19 protein-coding genes and 3 pseudogenes are annotated in these 17,010 nt (G+C 56.1%); 13 read left to right on the top strand and 9 right to left on the bottom strand.

From position 1 onward, the window contains the following. Positions 1–37: 37 nt before the first annotated feature. Positions 38–757 carry a hypothetical protein gene (locus PSH69_RS14500; RefSeq protein WP_305412660.1) on the top strand — a complete coding sequence of 240 codons (720 nt, stop codon included), beginning with the start codon at positions 38–40 and terminating at the stop codon, positions 755–757. Positions 758–1,073: 316 nt separating this feature from the next. Here the strand turns inward: PSH69_RS14500 and PSH69_RS14495 are convergent, their stop codons facing one another. Continuing rightward, positions 1,074–1,370 (bottom strand): hypothetical protein, encoded by a 297-nt coding sequence (locus PSH69_RS14495; RefSeq protein ID WP_111453612.1) that lies wholly within the window; start codon positions 1,368–1,370, stop codon positions 1,074–1,076. 373 nt (positions 1,371–1,743) lie between these two features. On the opposite strand from PSH69_RS14495, the gene PSH69_RS14490 reads away from it, so the two are divergent. The 3 genes from PSH69_RS14490 to PSH69_RS14480 all read left to right on the top strand — a co-directional run bounded on the left by PSH69_RS14490 (position 1,744) and on the right by PSH69_RS14480 (position 3,206). Further along, positions 1,744–2,277: a hypothetical protein gene (locus PSH69_RS14490; protein WP_018926050.1), complete on the top strand. Its 534-nt coding sequence runs from the start codon at positions 1,744–1,746 to the stop codon at positions 2,275–2,277. 171 nt (positions 2,278–2,448) lie between these two features. Beyond that, complete coding sequence (locus PSH69_RS14485; RefSeq protein WP_305412658.1) at positions 2,449–2,718, top strand: DUF2790 domain-containing protein; 270 nt, start codon at positions 2,449–2,451, stop codon at positions 2,716–2,718. Positions 2,719–2,807: 89 nt separating this feature from the next. Beyond that, positions 2,808–3,206: a hypothetical protein gene (locus PSH69_RS14480; protein WP_305412656.1), complete on the top strand. Its 399-nt coding sequence runs from the start codon at positions 2,808–2,810 to the stop codon at positions 3,204–3,206. Here PSH69_RS14480 and PSH69_RS14475 read toward each other — a convergent pair. Next, positions 3,203–3,472, bottom strand: a complete 270-nt coding sequence (locus PSH69_RS14475) for a DUF1652 domain-containing protein (RefSeq protein WP_305412833.1) — start codon at positions 3,470–3,472, stop codon at positions 3,203–3,205. The two genes, PSH69_RS14480 and PSH69_RS14475, sit on opposite strands and share 4 nt — an antisense overlap. A gap of 389 nt (positions 3,473–3,861) precedes the next feature. Between PSH69_RS14475 and eco the strand changes: the two genes are divergently transcribed. After that, a complete protein-coding gene (gene eco / locus PSH69_RS14470) occupies positions 3,862–4,344 on the top strand; it encodes a serine protease inhibitor ecotin (RefSeq protein ID WP_305412655.1) in 483 nt (160 codons plus the stop codon). A gap of 30 nt (positions 4,345–4,374) precedes the next feature. On the opposite strand, the pseudogene ilvA reads toward eco, so the two are convergent. Further along, positions 4,375–5,370 (bottom strand): annotated as a pseudogene (gene ilvA, locus PSH69_RS14465) (threonine ammonia-lyase, biosynthetic); the annotation flags it as partial. A 247-nt stretch (positions 5,371–5,617) separates the two neighbouring features. Between ilvA and PSH69_RS14460 the strand changes: the two are divergent. Beyond that, positions 5,618–5,935, top strand: coding sequence for a DUF2834 domain-containing protein (locus PSH69_RS14460; protein ID WP_305412653.1), 318 nt, complete (start codon positions 5,618–5,620; stop codon positions 5,933–5,935). Here PSH69_RS14460 and PSH69_RS14455 read toward each other — a convergent pair. Then, complete coding sequence (locus PSH69_RS14455; RefSeq protein WP_305412652.1) at positions 5,910–7,388, bottom strand: RimK family protein; 1,479 nt, start codon at positions 7,386–7,388, stop codon at positions 5,910–5,912. The genes PSH69_RS14460 and PSH69_RS14455 overlap by 26 nt on opposite strands. A gap of 200 nt (positions 7,389–7,588) precedes the next feature. Here PSH69_RS14455 and rimI point away from each other — a divergent pair. Continuing rightward, positions 7,589–8,035, top strand: a pseudogene (rimI, locus tag PSH69_RS14450) (ribosomal protein S18-alanine N-acetyltransferase); the annotation flags it as partial. A gap of 32 nt (positions 8,036–8,067) precedes the next feature. Here the strand turns inward: rimI and PSH69_RS14445 are convergent. After that, positions 8,068–9,225: a PQQ-dependent sugar dehydrogenase gene (locus PSH69_RS14445; RefSeq protein ID WP_305412651.1), complete on the bottom strand. Its 1,158-nt coding sequence runs from the start codon at positions 9,223–9,225 to the stop codon at positions 8,068–8,070. Positions 9,226–9,276: 51 nt separating this feature from the next. Beyond that, a complete protein-coding gene (locus tag PSH69_RS14440; protein WP_305412650.1) occupies positions 9,277–9,636 on the bottom strand; it encodes a hypothetical protein in 360 nt (119 codons plus the stop codon). Positions 9,637–9,841: 205 nt separating this feature from the next. Between PSH69_RS14440 and PSH69_RS14435 the strand changes: the two genes are divergently transcribed. Beyond that, complete coding sequence (locus tag PSH69_RS14435; protein ID WP_305412649.1) at positions 9,842–10,702, top strand: Ku protein; 861 nt, start codon at positions 9,842–9,844, stop codon at positions 10,700–10,702. A gap of 80 nt (positions 10,703–10,782) precedes the next feature. Here PSH69_RS14435 and lpxO read toward each other — a convergent pair whose 3' ends face one another. Continuing rightward, the gene (lpxO, locus tag PSH69_RS14430; RefSeq protein WP_305412648.1) at positions 10,783–11,682 is read right to left on the bottom strand and encodes a lipid A hydroxylase LpxO; all 900 of its coding nucleotides are present in this window, start codon (positions 11,680–11,682) and stop codon (positions 10,783–10,785) included. A gap of 234 nt (positions 11,683–11,916) precedes the next feature. Here lpxO and PSH69_RS14425 point away from each other — a divergent pair, with 234 nt between their 5' ends. Both PSH69_RS14425 and PSH69_RS14420 read left to right on the top strand, forming a co-directional pair. Next, a complete protein-coding gene (locus PSH69_RS14425) occupies positions 11,917–12,594 on the top strand; it encodes an SOS response-associated peptidase family protein (RefSeq protein ID WP_305412647.1) in 678 nt (225 codons plus the stop codon). Positions 12,595–12,776: 182 nt separating this feature from the next. After that, positions 12,777–12,989 carry a hypothetical protein gene (locus tag PSH69_RS14420; protein ID WP_305412646.1) on the top strand — a complete coding sequence of 71 codons (213 nt, stop codon included), beginning with the start codon at positions 12,777–12,779 and terminating at the stop codon, positions 12,987–12,989. On the opposite strand, the gene PSH69_RS14415 is transcribed toward PSH69_RS14420, so the two are convergent. Further along, the gene (locus PSH69_RS14415; RefSeq protein WP_305412645.1) at positions 12,959–13,300 is read right to left on the bottom strand and encodes a hypothetical protein; all 342 of its coding nucleotides are present in this window, start codon (positions 13,298–13,300) and stop codon (positions 12,959–12,961) included. The two genes, PSH69_RS14420 and PSH69_RS14415, sit on opposite strands and share 31 nt — an antisense overlap. A 154-nt stretch (positions 13,301–13,454) precedes the next feature. Here PSH69_RS14415 and dapF point away from each other — a divergent pair, with 154 nt between their 5' ends. Next, positions 13,455–14,273 (top strand): diaminopimelate epimerase, encoded by an 819-nt coding sequence (gene dapF, locus PSH69_RS14410; RefSeq protein WP_305412644.1) that lies wholly within the window; start codon positions 13,455–13,457, stop codon positions 14,271–14,273. Between the two features lie 38 nt (positions 14,274–14,311). On the opposite strand, the gene PSH69_RS14405 is transcribed toward dapF, so the two are convergent. Next, positions 14,312–14,593 (bottom strand): excalibur calcium-binding domain-containing protein, encoded by a 282-nt coding sequence (locus tag PSH69_RS14405; RefSeq protein WP_081626508.1) that lies wholly within the window; start codon positions 14,591–14,593, stop codon positions 14,312–14,314. 348 nt (positions 14,594–14,941) lie between these two features. Here PSH69_RS14405 and PSH69_RS14400 point away from each other — a divergent pair. Together PSH69_RS14400 and PSH69_RS14395 are read left to right on the top strand one after the other, a co-directional pair. Further along, a pseudogene (locus PSH69_RS14400) lies at positions 14,942–15,213 on the top strand (hypothetical protein); the annotation flags it as partial. After that, positions 15,197–16,786: an ABC-F family ATPase gene (locus PSH69_RS14395; RefSeq protein ID WP_026286413.1), complete on the top strand. Its 1,590-nt coding sequence runs from the start codon at positions 15,197–15,199 to the stop codon at positions 16,784–16,786. The pseudogene PSH69_RS14400 and the gene PSH69_RS14395, both read left to right, overlap by 17 nt. Positions 16,787–17,010 lie beyond the last annotated feature (224 nt).

Below are 17,010 nucleotides of genomic sequence, written 5' to 3'. Positions count from 1 at the left end.
TCTAAGCAATAGTACGACCGCATTCTCTCAGGAGTGCATGAGTGACCTGGGGCTATGCTGGTACAAAATAGATAAATCAGCAAACGATAAGAACCTTCCCGACGCAGTGGTAAAAAACGCCGCTAGCACGCTAAATCTTCCGGAGGTGACCAACATCACAATCGTTGTTGATGAGCAAGTTGGAAGTAACGTGGAAAACATCGACATCACGCTTAGAGGCCTTCCCGACAACAGCACCCACGATCAATACAGAACGTTCATCTATAAACTAATTAAAAGCATCAAGTCATCAGGCTGGGAACACTACTATTTCGTTGAGGATCCACGCATATCAGGATCGCAAGCCGGCAAGATAGACTCTCCACAATATGTACTAGGACATCATGTGTCCAGCCATCCTTGGTTAGATCCTGACTATCCAATTGATATCGACCGCTGGCTAAAAATTTCCTCCTTCTACAACTGGTATTTCTACAATGACGGAGCGTATTTAAATCTAAAGGCTTGGCGCCACGACTCCAAAGACAACCCTACAGAAACAGGAACTTACCTAATCACTTTGGAATTTCAATCAGAGATGGAATTCTGGAAATCTGGCATCACCAACGAAAAAGATAGACTTCACTGGAAAGAACTATTGCCAGCGAGATTAAATGATTATCACGAGACAAGATTAACGATCGAGAAAAAAGCTCGTGATGCAGGAATAGAAATTGATGATTCCTATCAAGACCCACCGATTCACGCGCTTAAATAATAGATGACTCAGTACAGGCTGCCCCCATCGTCCATACAAGGCAATGAAGTTTCTACACGCTTTTTGATTTATGACTATTTGTCGGACAAAGGCCAAAGCGACGAAGCCAATAGTAGTGATAGTGTGCCGGCGAAGCGTGGATTCGAAGACGTACGCCTCAAGTAAGAAAAAGGATGACTTCAGTAAATCATGAGAGTTTTTCTGTTCGGCCTTAGGCTGGTAGCGCTGAGCATTCAGGCAAATGCTGTTCTGCCTCCTTACCCCTCAAATTAAGCCAGCTTCCACGGAGGCTGGCTTAATTTTAAAAATTCTACGGTCAGACCGGCGCTTTCCACCCCATCATCCGCTGCTGCGCAACCTGCAGCAGGTCGTAACCATCCTGAGTCAGCAGATAAAGCGCATGGGTAATGTGCGGAATGTCCTGAACATCACCGTGCTTGAAGCAAAGGCAGTGGAGTGTTTCAAGTAACTGGCTGGAGGCCCGGATGCGCTGGAGAGCGGATTCGAGGATGTCTTGGGGATTGGCTTCTGTGTCGATCACCAAGGGATTTGAGTCGGTAAGGCCACTTTTAATTGAACGGTAGCGCTCGGGGAATGGGTTTATCGTTGGCATAGTAATTACTCGGCATTAATTTAGTAATCGCCAGCACCGTGACCAAACGATGGGTGGCGGCTGTGCACAGGCTTGGTCAACCGATAACGCCAAATCGGCTCGCCCAAAGGCGTCCCGCACACAGCCGCCATTACAACGCAATACGAGACGTAGAAGTCCGCAGTGCGAATGAGGGCACAAATATGTGCGACGTTAACAGGTGACCAAACCTGTTCGCTGATTTTGCAGCGACGCCAAACAGTAACCGCTGGAAACCAGCCGGCGAAAGACGACAACACGCCCGAGCCTGTAGGAACGGGACGAAGCTTTCTTAGGATTTATCACGACTCACGGGCAGTAATGTAGGACCCGACAACCGAAGGGATTTCCCCGAATGCAAACACCATGGAAGTACATCATCGCGGCACTGCTAGCCGCCCCGGCCTACGCGCAACCACTCCAGACAATCCTCACCTGCCCTTTGGCCGATAGAACTCAGGTGTCCTTGCTGGCGGAAACGAATGCGCAAGGCCAGCGCCTGTTTGTGAAACTCGACAGCAAAATCCAACCGGCCTTTACCGACATCCCGGATTTCGACTTTTTCGGCGAAGTCTTCCTGGCAAAGTGTGTTTCTTCCAGCCTGATATTCGCCTTCGCATACGGCTCGCCGTATTTAAAAGGCGTCGTTTTACGCAAGAACCCTGTCACTCACACCGTCGAGCGAATCGATTTTGCCGAGAAGGCGTTACCACGTTGGCTGTACCTCGGACGAGAGCAGATCCGGCTGGTCATTCCTAATATTGGGTATGAAGTGTCGGCGAAGTTTTTGGTCTATGACTATGTTGCTGGAAGGGGGCAGTTGGAAGGACCCGCTGGTATAGAGACGCCTCCAGATCGACGTGGGTTCAAGGTTGTGCACCTCGAATAGATAACCGCACAACCGGCTCGCAACAACCATTAGCCCGCTACTTAACCTTCGATTAATCCTGCGGTCCAAAACTTTACTGGACCGCACTCCCTCAGCACCCTCTGACGCCCAGTGCGGCAGGTTCGACGCTCTTGCATCGAACTGGCTTCCCCTCTGCACTGGAGACCCATCATGAACATGCGAACACTGCTGATGACCACCGCCCTCGCCTGCACCGCATTCGCCGGTTTTGCTCAGGCCAACGATACGTCGCCCTCCCAGGCCGTGCCTTATCACTACGGCATGCCTCTGAATGTGGGCAAGGTCATTTCCATGACCGAACCGTCGACGCTGGACTGCCAAGTGGTCACGGCGGACATGAAATACATCGATAGCACTTCGGGTAAACCGGAGGAAATTACCTATCGAAAACTTTCTGACGCGTGCAGTTATCAGGGCTGACAGACGATTCCGATTCGGCACTTGGCAGTAGGCCTGCGGGGATTCTGACGCTATGCTTTGGCGCTCTCTCACTGCCGCAAGGATTCGCCATGCAGTTCTCGTTTCGTACGCTGTCGACGTTCACCGCCGCGCTCTGCTTTCTGCTGGCGCTGGTGTGGGGCTTGATGCCGCAATGGTTGCTGGCGATCTGGAGTATCGAGTATTCGTCCGCGGCGGGTTTTGTGGCCAGGCGCAGTGCGGTGCTGTTCGGTGCGCTTGGAGTGATGTTTTATCTCGTGCGGCAGGCACCGCCCTCGGCGGCGAGAAGTGCGATGTGCAGCGGCTTTATGGTCGGGTGTTTCGGCTTGGCAGCGCTAGGCTTCGGCGAATGGCTCAATGGTCATGCCGGGCCGGGTATCTTACTGGCGATCCTGGTGGAGTTGGCACTGGGTCTGGGGTTTATCCAGACCCGGCGCATATCGCTTGAACTGGGTGAAACGGCCGGTTAATGGGCTTTTGACTTTGGGCTGAACACTTGGCTATGGTTTTTTTGCTCAAGGTCGGTGCGTAACTCGGCGATCAAGTTATTGATCTCCCGACAGCCGTTGAGGCGATGGGCGTCTATGCCAGTGACGCACAGGTCGAGATGGTCAGTCTCGTTGTCCGAATACACCTTGACGGTCATCGACAGGTCTGGCGACAGCGTGCATTGGCAGCGTTTCGGAAGAAAACTGCTTTCAACGATATTGCGTAGTTCCAAGGCAGAAAGAAACATGGCCACCCTCTCGGTATTGTGAGATTGCCAATCGAAAATCAATTGTCGGTCGGAGCTCAGATCGCCCGTTCTTTTCTTCCTTGCGGGCTTCATCGTTCCAACGTCCGACCGTTTTTTTGTTTCAGCGCTGACTCAATGGGACCGTGGTCAGCTCAAGACAGCTTCAGCATAAAACATGCCCGGAATTTCGCCCTGCGCCTCGTCGGCAAATCAAGGTTTAGAGAAGATGGCAACACATTGCGTCATGCAAAATGCAAGAAAGGTCAGCTTTCAATACCTGCATTTTGCACCCCCCTCTGAGGGCGGGTTTGCATTGGGCAAGGACGGCAGTGAGAATGCGGTCCATCTTTTCAGTATCTGCTGACCCCACACACACGCAAGGAGGCATCATGGGTACTTTGTCCTTTAACACGACCGCCGGGCTGATAGTTGTCCTTCTGTCGTCCGCAGCCCACGCTGCGACACTCGAAGACGTCGCACCGTACCCCAAGCCGGAGAGCGGCTTTACCCGCCAGGTCATTCACCTTGCCCCGCAAAAACAGGAAGACGGCTATCAGGTGGAGATCCTGGCCGGCAAGACCCTGACCGTCGACTGCAACCGTCAGCGCCTGGGCGGGATGCTTGAGGAAAAGAACCTCGAAGGCTGGGGCTATCCGTTTTACCGGCTGGAAAAAGTCACCGGCCCGATGAGCACATTGATGGCCTGCCCTGACGGCAAGAGCAAGAAGGACTTCGTGCCGGTGGTCGGTGACGGTTTCCGGCTGCGTTACAACAGCAAACTGCCGATCGTGCTCTATGTGCCCAAAGACGTCGAAGTGCGCTACCGAATCTGGTCGGCGTCGAGCCACGTCGAGAAAGCCGTTCAGGAATAATCCGCCCATCCCTTATGCCGGGGCGCCACTCAACGCGGCGCGCTCGGCCACATGGCGCAAACTGTCAAAGTTGATATTCGCGCCGGAGTCGATGGCCACCAGGGTCTGTCCCCGGGCGCCGGTTTGCGCCACGTACTGCTTGATCCCGGCCACGGCCAAAGCGCCGGAAGGCTCGGTGATCGAGCGGGTATCGTCGTAGATGTTCTTGATCGCGGCGCAGAGCTCGTCGTTGCTGACGGTCAGCACTTCATCGACACAGAACCGGCAGACCTGGAAACCATGCGCGCCGATCTGGGCGACGGCCACTCCATCGGCGAAGGTGCCGACGGTTGGCAGCACAACCCGTTCGCCGGCCTGTAAGGCCGCCTGCAAACAGGCGGAATGTTCCGACTCGACGCCGATGATGCGCACTTCCGGGCGCAGGTATTTGACGTACGCGGCGATACCGGCGATCAAGCCACCACCGCCCACCGGCACAAAGATCACATCCAGGGGCCCTTGGTGCTGACGAAGGATCTCCATGCCGACGGTGCCCTGCCCGGCGATCACATCCGGGTCGTCGAAGGGCGAGACAAAGGTGCGGCCGGTTTGCTGCGCCAGGTCCAGCGCATAAGCCAGGGCGAACGGAAAACTCTCGCCGTGCAGCACCGCATCGGCTCCCCGGCTGCGCACGCCCGCTACCTTCAGTTCCGGTGTCGTGCAGGGCATGACGATGGTGGCGGCGATCCCCAATTCGCGTGCCGCCAATGCGACGCCTTGGGCATGATTGCCCGCCGAGGCGGTGATCACGCCTCGGGCCTTCTGTTCATCGCTCAGGTGCACCAGCTTGTTGTAGGCGCCGCGGATCTTGAAGGAAAACGTCGGTTGCAGGTCTTCACGCTTGAGCAGGATCTGATTGCCCAACGCCTCGGACAACGCCGGTGCCGCTTGCAACGGCGTGCGCACCGCCAGTTCGTACACCGGCGCGGCGAGGATCTTTTTCACGTAATGCTCAAGCAAACTCTGCTGGGCGGGGGTGCTGTTCATGGTCGTCTCCTGACTTTGATCGGAGCCCAAGAGACAGAAAGTAAAAACCCGCCTCTAGGGCGGGTTGGGTGCTGCAGTCGTGTGCTAGCCCGCCAAATAAGGAATGGCGGTAATAATGCTTGGCTGGCAGCGCAATACGGTGGAAGTCATGGCTGGAAATTAGCCGGCCGCTGATGGCAAGTCAATGGCCAATTTTCAACGGGCTCTGTAGGCTGGCGATTCTGCTCATCGTCCAAGGAAGGAAACCATGAAGTCTGTCGCCCTGCCCCTCGTTGCCCTGATCGCTTTCGCCAGCTACACCGTTTCGGTGATGCTGCAAGCCGAACAGTCGTTGCTCGACTTCGGTATCAGCCTGATGTCACGGCCCGATACCGCGCAGGTGGTCATTGATTTGTACCTGTTAGCAACGCTTGCCGGTATCTGGATGTACCGGGATGCACGCAAGCGTGGGCGGTCAGGGTTGTCGGTGGTTCCTTATTTGTTGGTGACGGCGATTTTCGTGTCTGTGGGGCCGTTGTTGTATCTGGTGGTGCGGGGGCTCACCAAGCCTGACCACGACGTTTAAGCTCCAGCCGCCGGACGAACTCTTCCAGCACCAACGTGTACAGATCGTCCTGCAGGTACGCGTCTTCGATGCCGGCGTCGATGTTCGGGTTGTCGTTGACTTCGATCACCACCACTTTGTCGCCGGACTGTTTGAGGTCGACGCCATAGAGTCCGTCGCCAATGAGATTCGCGGTTTTCACCGCCAGTTCAACCACCGCGCGCGGCGCTTCGTGAACCGCCAGGGTGCGGCATTCGCCGTTGATGTCCTGGCCTTTGGCCTTGTGGTTGTAGATCTGCCAGTGGCCCTTGGACATAAAGTACTGGCAGGCAAAAATTGGTTTGCGGTTGAGCACACCTATGCGCCAGTCGTACTCGGTGTAGAAGAACTCCTGGGCCAGCAGCAACACCGAGTGTTCGAACAGTTCGGCGGTGGCCTTGAGCAAGGCTTGCTGGCTTTCGACCTTGATGACGCCCCTTGAGAAACAGCCGTCGGGGATCTTCAACACCAAAGGAAACCCGAGTCGCTCGCCTACCCGCTCAAAGTCTTCCGGTCGCTCCTTGTAGAGGATTTCAGTGGCCGGCATGCCCAGTTGATGGCTCTTGAGCAAGTCAGTCAGGTAAACCTTGTTGGTGCAGCGCAGGATCGACGCCGGATCGTCTATCACCACCAGGCCTTCACTCTCGGCTTTTTTCGCGAAACGGTAGGTGTGATTGTCGACACTTGTCGTCTCGCGTATCAGCAGCCCGTCGTATTCGGCGATTCGGGCGTAGTCCTTGCGTTCGATCAGCTCAACGTCGATACCCAGCATCTTGCCGACCCTGACAAAGTTGTCCAGAGCCTTGGGGTTGGAGGGCGGCAATGCTTCTTGCGGGTCGTGCAGAATGGCCAAGTCATAACGGGCCAAACGCCGAGAGCGTGGCAGGCGCCAGATCTTGCGACTGAAACTATCCAGCGCGTTAGCAAACTGATCTTCCTGATCTTCACGCAACTTATGCAGGGTGCCAAACTTTACACCTTCGATGTGCCAACCGTTAGTTCGGCGAAATTCAACTAACAATATCGGACAAGGGAAAACCTCGAATAACTGTCGAGCCAATTCCTGTAATGGCTCGATGGAGGTCTGGCCAAAGTACAGGGTCAAGGTGAAGCCTTCGGTATCGCTGTAAACATGATGACTTAAGGCTTTTTCCAGGGTTTTATCCAGATCGTCCAAGGCCAGGCCATACAGGGACTTTCGGGTCAGTTCGCTGATGGTCCGCACCGACGGAATCACCTTATGCCCCCGTGCCTCGGCCAGCAGCGAGCAGTAATAACCGTGCCCGAGGTACTTGTAACTGCGGCACAGGTTGATCACCTGAACCCGTTTGCCCTGCTCGTTGTTGCGGGTCTGTTCGAGGTATTCCTGGGCGGTGACGATGTCTTCACTGGGAAAGTAGGAGGCCCAGTCTTCCTTGCGTTCGACGATTATCATCAACGGGCTGGAAGTTCTGATCGAGGCATTTAAATAGTTTGCAGAAGTTATTGCTGTCGGCAAAGTTTGTTCGGATACTTCGCGCCAATGACCTTGTACCGCTGACATAGTGATTGATCCGTTGGAGAACAAGACCTTTCCTATTAAGCACGAACTTTTTCGAAAGTCCCGTTTCGTTACGCAACTTTTACGGCGGTCATATGAATCCTGTTTTTCGCCTGGCGGTCATTGAAGACCTTCCAGCACTGCTGGCACTCGAACAGCAATGCTTCACCACCGACCGGCTCAACCGGCGCAGTTTTCGATGGATGATCAGCCGGGCTCACGGGCAACTGCTGGTGGCCCAACGTGGCGAGCGATTGGTGGGGTATGCGCTGGTGTTGTTTCACCGGGGTACTTCACGGGCACGTCTGTACTCGATTGCGATCGCCGTTGATGCTCGCGGCAGTGGGTTGGGCAGGCAATTGCTCGAACGTGCCGAAGCCTGCGCCCTTGAGCACGATTGCGCCTACCTGCGACTTGAAGTGCGCATCGACAACCCGATGGCAATCGCTCTGTACGAACGCAACGGTTATCGGCGATTCGGGCTGATTCATGACTATTACCAGGACCATGCCGACGCGCTGCGACTTGAGAAACACGTTCTGTAGCAGCTACCGAACGCGGGCTACGCCAGCTGCTACAAAGGCTGCTTCAACCCAACCTTATACAACGCACCATCGTCTTCATCGGTCAGTACATACAGATAACCATCCGGCCCCTGTCGCACATCGCGAATCCGTTTGTTCAGCTCACCCAACAGCCGCTCTTCGTGAACAACCTTGTCGCCGTCGAACTGCAGGCGGATCAGCTCCTGGCCCACCAGCGCGCCGATAAACACGTTGTGCTGCCAGGGCTTGAAACGGTCGCTGTCGTAGAAGGCCATGCCGCTGAGGCCGGGGGATTTTTCCCAGACATGCTGTGGGCCCACGGTACCTTCGACGATTTTGCCCTTGGCTTCCGGGATCGGCAGGCCGGAATAGTTGATGCCGTGGGTTGCTATCGGCCAGCCATAGTTCTTGCCACGCTCGATGATGTTGACTTCGTCACCGCCCCGGGGGCCGTGCTCGTTTTCCCAGAGTGTGCCGCTCCAGGGATTGAGCGCCGCGCCTTGCGGGTTGCGATGGCCGTAGGACCAGATTTCCGGGCGAACGCCTTTTTGCCCGACGAAGGGGTTGTCCTTCGGGACCTTGCCGTCCGGATAGATCCGCACGATCTTGCCTTGCAGCTTGTCGAGGTCCTGCGCCGTGGGTCGATCGTTGTTCTCGCCCAGAGTGATGAACAGATAACCGTCGCGGTCGAACACCAGACGGGAGCCGAAGTGATTGCCAACCGAAAGCTTGGGCTCCTGGCGGAAGATCACATTGAAGCCCTTGATGGCCGTCAGGTCTTCCGACAACCGTCCGCGACCGACCGCCGTACCCGCCTTGCCGCCCTCACCGCCGCCTTCGGCATAAGACAGATAGACCATGCGGTCTTGCTTGAAGTCGGGCGACAAAACCACATCGAGCAACCCGCCCTGCCCCTTGGCCCAGACCTGAGGCACACCGCTGAGCGGACTCGAAAGTTTGCCATCGGCACTGACCACCCGCAGGTTGCCCGGCCGTTCGGTCACCAGCATCCCTTGGCGACCGGGGAGGAACGCCAGCGCCCAGGGATGCTCCAGACCTTTAACGATCGGCGTGACCTCAAGGGTGCCCTCCTCACTTTTCAGTTCCTGGGCAGGCGTCGCAAACACGGGCGCACTGGTGATCAGTACGCCGGCAAATAGTGTGGTCAGGAGGGTCTTACGCAACATGCACGATTCCTTTTGTGGTCAAAATGGCTGGCAAGACCTCTATCCTGCCGTTCAACGGTTGCTGGTGTCTGCGTCCCGATGAGGTGGATTGGGTATGAATGTCGGTGGGCTGGCGGGAGCCTGGCGATCCTGCGGATAACGGTTGCCGATACCGCCGTTCTCCAGGGTCGGCGGTCGCGGCGCGGGCGCCGTACTCGGCCCGCGGATCACCGGGATGCCGGGGCGCGTGCCTTGCATGCTGTTGGGGTTGGCCCGGCGGATCGGGTTGTTGTAAGGATTGTTATTGGTGCTGCCCGGCAGGTTCTGGGCCAGCAGCAAGGGCGAGGACGGCATCGCGGTGCCCGCCAGAGCCCAATGGCTCAGCACGCCGTTTAATGCCAGGACGATGATGCCAAGCACACATCGGTTCATGGGGACCTCTCGAAATGAGCGTGCAACGTGATTTGCCTCACGCTACGCCCGGACTTCGGTTTTGTTAACTAAAACCTCCTTCAAAAGGTGTAACACGAGTTGACTGCACTGCTGATCCGCCCGCCGAACCGGGCCGCAGGCGACTGAAACTTTTGCCCTTGCGTGCAGGTCACCTGAACATCAATCGACTGACGAGAACACGGCGATGGCACGGGCAATCTGGAAAGGCGCAATCAGTTTCGGTCTGGTGCATATCCCCGTGGCGCTGGTTTCGGCAACGTCTTCCCACGGGGTGGATTTCGACTGGCTCGACAAACGCAGCATGGAGCCGGTGGGCTACAAGCGCATCAACAAGGTCACCGGCAAGGAAATCACCCAGGAAAATATCGTCAAAGGCGTCCAGTACGAAAAGGGGCGTTACGTGGTGCTCAGCGAAGAAGAAATTCGCTCGGCGCACCCGCTGTCGACCCAAACCATCGACATTTTTGCCTTTGTCGACAGCGAGCAGATCCCCCTGCAAAACATCGACACACCCTATTACCTGGCGCCGGACAAACGCGGAGGCAAGGTCTATGCGCTGTTGCGCGAAACGCTCAACAAAACGGGCAAGGTCGCCCTCGCCCGCGTTGTGCTGCATACCCGTCAGCACCTGGCGGCTCTCATGCCGCTGGAATCAGCCCTGGTTCTGGTGATGCTGCGCTGGCCGGCCGAAGTGCGCAGCCTGGATCAACTGGAGCTTGGTAGTGAAGTGACCAAGCCGGATCTGGCCAAGGGCGAGCTGGAGATGGCCAAACGGTTGGTGGAGGACATGAGCGCGGACTGGACGCCCGAGGAATACCGCGACAGTTTCGAAGACAAGATCATGGCGCTGGTTGAGCAGAAGGCGAATGAAGGCAAGATCGAAATCGTCGAAACCGCTACCGGTGAGGAGGAGCGCAGGACGGCGGATGTCATCGATCTGACCGAACTGCTCAAACGCAGCCTCGGTGCCAGGAGTGCCGGTAAAACGGCAGAAAAAGCCAAAGCGAGCACAGATAAAAAAGCCACGAAGCGTTCTCGTGGCTGATCGGTGAGTGGAGTGCCCATACGTTATGCGGTGAAAATACTGGCCTGCTCGCAATGACTAAATGCGCCGCAAAGCAAAACTCAGATCAGCACAAAAATCGCCAGCAACCCGCCAAAAATCGCCCACTTCTCCAGGTAATAGCGAGCGCGGTTACGCTTTTTGAGTGCTTTACCGCGCAGGCGAACCGTGTAGATTTTGGCAAACAAACGGTTGATAGCACCGGTCTTGTCACCCGCATCGTTCGGTGCCCCCGCAGCCGCCATCACTGTGCGGCTGAACCAGCGGTTGAACGCCGCCGCCCAGCGATACTTCATCGGCCGTTCGACGTCGCAGAACAGGATGATACGGTTCTGCTGGGTGCTGTTTTCAGCGTAATGGATGAACGTTTCATCGAACATCACCGCTTCGCCGTCACGCCAATGGTAGCTCTCGCCGTCGACGTTGATATAGCAACCGGCATCGTTCGGCGTTTCCAGCCCCAGGTGATAACGGTAAGAGCCGGCATACGGATCGCGGTGGCGGACCAGTTTGGAACCCGGTGGCAGTTCGGCAAACATCGCTGCCTTGATCGAACCAATGCTTTGCACCAATTCAGTAGTACGCGGGCAGAGCTTCGCGGCCGATGGGTGACTGTCGCCATACCACTTGAGATAGAAACGCTTCCAGCCACTTTTGAAAAACGAGTTGAAACCGACGTCGTCGTACTGATTCGAGCGCTTGATCTCCCCAGCCTTGAGCAGGTTCTGGCCTTCGGCGCGAATCTCTTTCCAATGAGCCTGCAAAGGGCTCAAGTCAGGAAAGTCCGCTGGATTGAGATAAGGCCGATTGGGGATTTTCGAGAACATATAAAGGAAGCAATTGATCGGCGCCAGAAACGTCGAGTGGTCGCTTAGTTGGCGGCCTAGTTTGTGGCGCACCTTACCGCGCAAGTGGACATACGCGATGGAGATGACATAGATAGCGGCAATAATGAGTTTCACGGAAATCGTCACACGTCTGAAATGAACAAAGTGCGTCCCGATGGCGCGTTCTTGAGCCATGCCGACAATCGACATGGGGGCGAAAGATGTCATTTTAGCCATACTTTGTAACCAATAGTTAACCTTCAACTGTGAAAATGTGTCTACTCATGCCCGCCAAAACGCCACGCGGCTTTAACGCCCTATTAGTTCAAAGGATCGTCTAAGCTCAGATGTAAGCATGAGGGCTCAGCCATGTGCGGACGACTTTCGCAGTACCGAGGCATTCACGACTTCGTCAAGGCGCTGAGCATGCCCAACGCCTTGGTCAACAATGCCGGCGATCAGCCATTCGAGCTCTACAACGCCGCGCCGACGACTCAGCTCGCTCTCTTCCACCAGGAAGGCGACGTGCTGCACGCCGACAGGGTTCGCTGGGGCTGGCGGCCGCATTGGTCCGAAGAACACCCTATGCCGATCAATGCCAGGGTCGAGAAAGTCAGTCACGGCCCATTCTTCAAAGCCATATGGCCGCACCGGGCGATCGTTGCCATCGATAACTGGTTTGAATGGGTTTACGAGGGCGGCCCGAAGAAGCAGCCCTATCTGATCCGCCGCAAGGATCGCGCACCGATCCTGTGCGCGGCGATCGGTCAATACCCAAGGTACGAACATCTGCCGGACGAACATGACGGTTTCGTGATCATCACCGCCGACAGCAAGGGCGGCATGGTGGATGTTCATGATCGCCAGCCGGTGACGCTGAATGCCGAACTGGCCCGGGAATGGCTGGACCCGGCCACGCCGAAAGAGCGAGCCGAGCAGATAGTACTGTCGCAGGGCGAGCCGGCCGAGACATTCGAGTGGTTCAAGGTTGATCAGGCCGTGGGCAATGTGCACAACGATGGCCCTGGCCTGATCGAACCTATCTGAACATCGCGCGACACCATTCGTCGCATGGAAAGCGTGGCGCGGAATACGCGTCAATGTCTGGCTTAGGGTTTGCACATGCCGGCGATAGCTGCCCCAAAACGACGTAATTCTGACGCGGCGGCATTCACATTAACGTTTAAGGACTCCAGCGATCCGCTTGGTCAGTCACCGGGAGATGTAACGTGTCAACTCTCAACGAAATCGCAGCGAACCACGCGAGAATGGCTAAGGCAAAGGAAGAAGAGTCGACCGGGCTGAGTGAGCGACACCCTCAAATAGTGGGCAGTTTCGAAATCATATGCATTGATGAGCAACAGCACATTCCACTGCACCTGATCACTGGCGTACAGGACAACCACCATCATTACAACGGGCAGATAGCAACAACGTCATAACCACTGTCTGGAGAAGTGATCTGCACAGTCCAGCCTTGCGTAAAAGTCATCTCGTGATACTCGACGATGGCGCTGATTTCCGGGCAAAGCTTTTTGGCTTCCTCTGGAGAACGGTCTACAGAGATATTGACCGTACGATCCTCGGCCGAGAACTCGGAGGCCTGGGTCAAGGCGTCATTGCCATCGAGGATTTTGCAGAGTAATGAGGCGTTTTCGGCGGACTCATCCGTAGCGCTGGAGTAAGCGTATTGAACCGTCACAATCGTCAGGAAACAGAACATACCTGCTGCGAATTTGTTTCTCACTTCCATGTTCCTTGGGTGGGGGATGGAATACTAATTCAAGAGTCGATCAATCGTTATCGGTTTTGAGGGCCGGTGTTTTTCTTTACCCGCTCACGGCTTGCAAAGGTTATGTGATTGGGGCTAGATCGTTCTCAAACGCCAGTTCACCCGGGATCTATTTATGCCGCTGAGTTTTCATAAAATGCACGCCAATGGCGATGACTTCGTCATTGTGGACTCGCGAAACTCGGCCAATCCAGTGACAAGTAGTTTGGCTCGGCGAATGGGTGATCGGAACCGAGGCGTCGGATTCAATCAACTCGCAGCAGTGCTTGATTGCGATGATGCCGATGCCCGCTTGATGTTTTGGAATGCAGATGGCTCCACACTGGATGCTTGTGGCAGCGCAACGCGGGGTGCCGCGGACATGCTGATGCGCGAATCCAATATGACTTCGATAGCGCTGCGAACCAACCGTGGCCTACTCACTTGCGAACGAACTTCAGCCGGCGCAATTTCGGTCAACATGGGCGAGCCGCTTTTCGGCTGGTCGGATATTCCCCTGGCTCAGGAACTGGACACTGCTGTTTTGCCACTGACTGGTGGCCCGGCAGCTTGCAGCATGGGCAACCCTCACTGCACCTATTTTGTGGATGATCTGACAGCCATTGATATAGCGACCCTCGGACCGACCATTGAAACCGACCCACTGTTTCCCCTCAGGACGAACGTGCATTTCGTCCAGATCATTAACCGACAACACATACGGTTGCGCATTTGGGAGCGCTGGGGTGGTATTCCGCTTGGTTCAGGTTCTTGCTCTTGTGGCGCCGCAGTCAGCGGAATTCGTCGTGGTTTATTAGACCATTCCGTTGAGGTTGAATGTGATGGCGGCACCGTAACGGTTCAATGGGATGGCGTGGGCGAGGTCTTTCTCATCGGCCCGGTAGAGACTATTTTTTCGGGAACAATCACGGACAACTTATTACAAGTTTTGTAGCCGTCAGGCCCGTTTATTCCCTTGTCCCGCGGCAAAAGTCATTGGCACCACTGCGACTCACAGGGCACGCCATCGTTGTCGCCATCCATTTTCATTCCCGGACAATTTTGCAGAAATTTTTTGGCCTCTGCACATGAGGTCATCTGCGAGCAATATTGGCGTCCGTCACATTTGAATGGCGCAGAAACAGGTTTCGGCGCAGTCGCGACTGTAGGGGTTACTTTCGGGGGCGGTAGCTTGGCTTCAACCCAAGGTTGTAACTCGGGGGAAAGCTTCCAGGCCAACAAACCAATGATTAACACGACCAAAATCAGTTTCATTTGATTCATCCGTGACTAGAGGCCGTTTATATTCTAGTCGCTTAGAACGAATCATCTGGCAAGGGCAACCAAAGCCTCGATGCTCTGGAGAGAGACTGCCGCCTCATGCGGCATGGAGAGATAAATCCGGATAGGTGCCCACCCTGACCAAGTGCTGGCCATTCAGCAATCCTTCTGAAAGACACCTGGCCGGGCAAGCGCTGCCGACTTTACCCAGAGCAGCGTCCGGTGTCCCGAACACAACGCTGAACAAAAATAACATTGGCGTGTAATCAAGGATTTGCGCAGCGTTTCGCCACCCACCAGGATGAACCATCCCCTCGGGCAGACCCAAGCTGCGGGGCCAACCTGAAGAAGGTCGCGACACGTTATCGCGCGCCGTACAACTGCCGTCACACTTATGCGACAATATGCAGAATGTCTGGCATGAATCCCGCCTTTATTGCCCAACAGCTTGGACAAGCGTCCAGATGCTGCTCTCGACTTATGCGCGCCGGTTGAAGTCTAGCGGTGACTGGGGAGAGATGGAGAAACTCCAAAACGCCCCAGGTATGGCCCAAGCGCCAAAATGCGCAGCTCGCAACCCATTGATAGGTAAAGTAATTGATCTCCACAGCTAACATCACGATGCAGTTCGGCGCCAAGCCGCTATTCGAAAACGTTTCGGTCAAATTCGGCGCGGGCAACCGCTACGGCCTGATCGGCGCCAACGGTTGCGGCAAGTCGACCTTCATGAAAATCCTCGGTGGCGATCTCGAGCCGTCCGGCGGCCAGGTCATGCTTGAGCCGAACGTGCGTCTGGGTAAATTGCGTCAAGACCAGTTCGCCTACGAAGAATTCACCGTGATCGACACCGTGATCATGGGTCACGAAGAGCTGTGGAAGGTCAAGGCCGAGCGCGATCGCATCTACTCGCTGCCGGAAATGACCGAAGAAGACGGCATGGCCGTGGCCGAACTGGAAACCGAGTTCGCCGAAATGGACGGCTACACCGCCGAGTCCCGTGCCGGCGAGCTGTTGCTGGGCCTGGGTATCGGCATCGAGCAGCACTTCGGCCCGATGAGTGAAGTGTCGCCAGGCTGGAAACTGCGCGTGTTGCTGGCGCAGGCGCTGTTCTCCGATCCTGAAGTGCTGTTGCTCGACGAACCGACCAACCACTTGGACATCAACACCATCCGCTGGCTGGAAAACGTGCTGACCCAGCGCTCCAGCCTGATGATCATCATCTCCCACGACCGTCACTTCCTGAACAGCGTGTGCACTCACATGGCTGACCTGGATTACGGCGAGCTGCGCCTGTTCCCAGGCAACTACGACGAGTACATGACCGTGGCGACCCAGTCCCGCGAGCAGCTGCTGTCGGACAACGCCAAGAAGAAAGCGCAGATCTCGGAACTGCAATCGTTCGTCAGCCGCTTCTCGGCCAACGCCTCGAAAGCCAAGCAGGCAACTTCCCGCGCCAAGCAGATCGACAAGATCCAGCTGGCCGAAGTCAAACCTTCGAGCCGTGTCAGCCCGTTCATTCGTTTCGAGCAGACCAAAAAGCTGCACCGTCAGGCGGTCATCGTCGAGCGCATGGCCAAAGGCTTCGACGGCAAGACCCTCTTCAAGGACTTCAGCTTCACCGTTGAAGCCGGCGAGCGCGTGGCGATCATCGGCCCGAACGGTATCGGTAAAACCACCCTGCTGCGCACCCTGGTCAACGAACTGACCCCGGACGCCGGCACCGTGAAATGGACCGACGCTGCCGAGCTGGGCTACTACGCCCAGGACCACGCGCACGACTTCGAAGACGACTGCAACCTGTTCGACTGGATGGGCCAATGGACCCAGGGCGGCGAGCAACTGGTTCGCGGCACCCTCGGGCGCATGTTGTTCTCCAACGACGAGATCCTCAAGTCGGTCAAGGTCATCTCCGGTGGTGAGCAAGGTCGCATGCTGTTCGGCAAGCTGATCCTGCAAAAGCCGAACGTGCTGGTAATGGACGAACCGACCAACCACTTGGACATGGAATCCATCGAGGCGCTGAACCTGGCGCTGGAGAACTACCCGGGCACGCTGATTTTCGTCAGCCACGACCGTGAGTTCGTATCGTCCCTGGCCACCCGCATCATCGAGTTGAGCGCCGATGGCGTGATCGATTTCAGCGGCACCTATGACGACTACCTGCGTAGTCAGGGTGTGTTGATGTAAGGCGGCTTCTGGCTGCAAATGGAAAGCCCCGTCCTGGTGACGGGGCTGATCGTTCCCACGCTCTGCGTGGGAACGCCGCCAAGGACGCTGCGCGTTCCCGCTTTGAAGGGGGACGCAGAGCGTCACGGGATACGTTCCCACGCAGAGCGTGGGAACGATCGCCAGCTGTATCGTTAGCCTGCTTTCTTTTATTTCACACCCGCGCCATGATGCAGTTCTCCTAC

The sequence above is a fragment of the Pseudomonas sp. FP1740 genome (assembly GCF_030687165.1).
Classification (GTDB): domain Bacteria; phylum Pseudomonadota; class Gammaproteobacteria; order Pseudomonadales; family Pseudomonadaceae; genus Aquipseudomonas.
This window is presented reverse-complemented; position numbering and strand designations above follow the sequence as displayed.

Bases quoted from the DNA above. Each gene is read 5' to 3' on its own strand.
- PSH69_RS14500 (WP_305412660.1), top strand. From the start codon at position 38: ATGAGTGACCTGGGGCTATGCTGGTACAAAATAGATAAATCAGCAAAC.
- PSH69_RS14495 (WP_111453612.1), bottom strand. From the start codon at position 1,370: ATGCCAACGATAAACCCATTCCCCGAGCGCTACCGTTCAATTAAAAGT.
- PSH69_RS14490 (WP_018926050.1), top strand. From the start codon at position 1,744: ATGCAAACACCATGGAAGTACATCATCGCGGCACTGCTAGCCGCCCCG.
- PSH69_RS14485 (WP_305412658.1), top strand. From the start codon at position 2,449: ATGAACATGCGAACACTGCTGATGACCACCGCCCTCGCCTGCACCGCA.
- PSH69_RS14480 (WP_305412656.1), top strand. From the start codon at position 2,808: ATGCAGTTCTCGTTTCGTACGCTGTCGACGTTCACCGCCGCGCTCTGC.
- PSH69_RS14475 (WP_305412833.1), bottom strand. From the start codon at position 3,472: ATGTTTCTTTCTGCCTTGGAACTACGCAATATCGTTGAAAGCAGTTTT.
- eco (WP_305412655.1), top strand. From the start codon at position 3,862: ATGGGTACTTTGTCCTTTAACACGACCGCCGGGCTGATAGTTGTCCTT.
- PSH69_RS14460 (WP_305412653.1), top strand. From the start codon at position 5,618: ATGAAGTCTGTCGCCCTGCCCCTCGTTGCCCTGATCGCTTTCGCCAGC.
- PSH69_RS14455 (WP_305412652.1), bottom strand. From the start codon at position 7,388: ATGATAATCGTCGAACGCAAGGAAGACTGGGCCTCCTACTTTCCCAGT.
- PSH69_RS14445 (WP_305412651.1), bottom strand. From the start codon at position 9,225: ATGTTGCGTAAGACCCTCCTGACCACACTATTTGCCGGCGTACTGATC.
- PSH69_RS14440 (WP_305412650.1), bottom strand. From the start codon at position 9,636: ATGAACCGATGTGTGCTTGGCATCATCGTCCTGGCATTAAACGGCGTG.
- PSH69_RS14435 (WP_305412649.1), top strand. From the start codon at position 9,842: ATGGCACGGGCAATCTGGAAAGGCGCAATCAGTTTCGGTCTGGTGCAT.
- PSH69_RS14425 (WP_305412647.1), top strand. From the start codon at position 11,917: ATGTGCGGACGACTTTCGCAGTACCGAGGCATTCACGACTTCGTCAAG.
- PSH69_RS14415 (WP_305412645.1), bottom strand. From the start codon at position 13,300: ATGGAAGTGAGAAACAAATTCGCAGCAGGTATGTTCTGTTTCCTGACG.
- dapF (WP_305412644.1), top strand. From the start codon at position 13,455: ATGCCGCTGAGTTTTCATAAAATGCACGCCAATGGCGATGACTTCGTC.
- PSH69_RS14405 (WP_081626508.1), bottom strand. From the start codon at position 14,593: ATGAAACTGATTTTGGTCGTGTTAATCATTGGTTTGTTGGCCTGGAAG.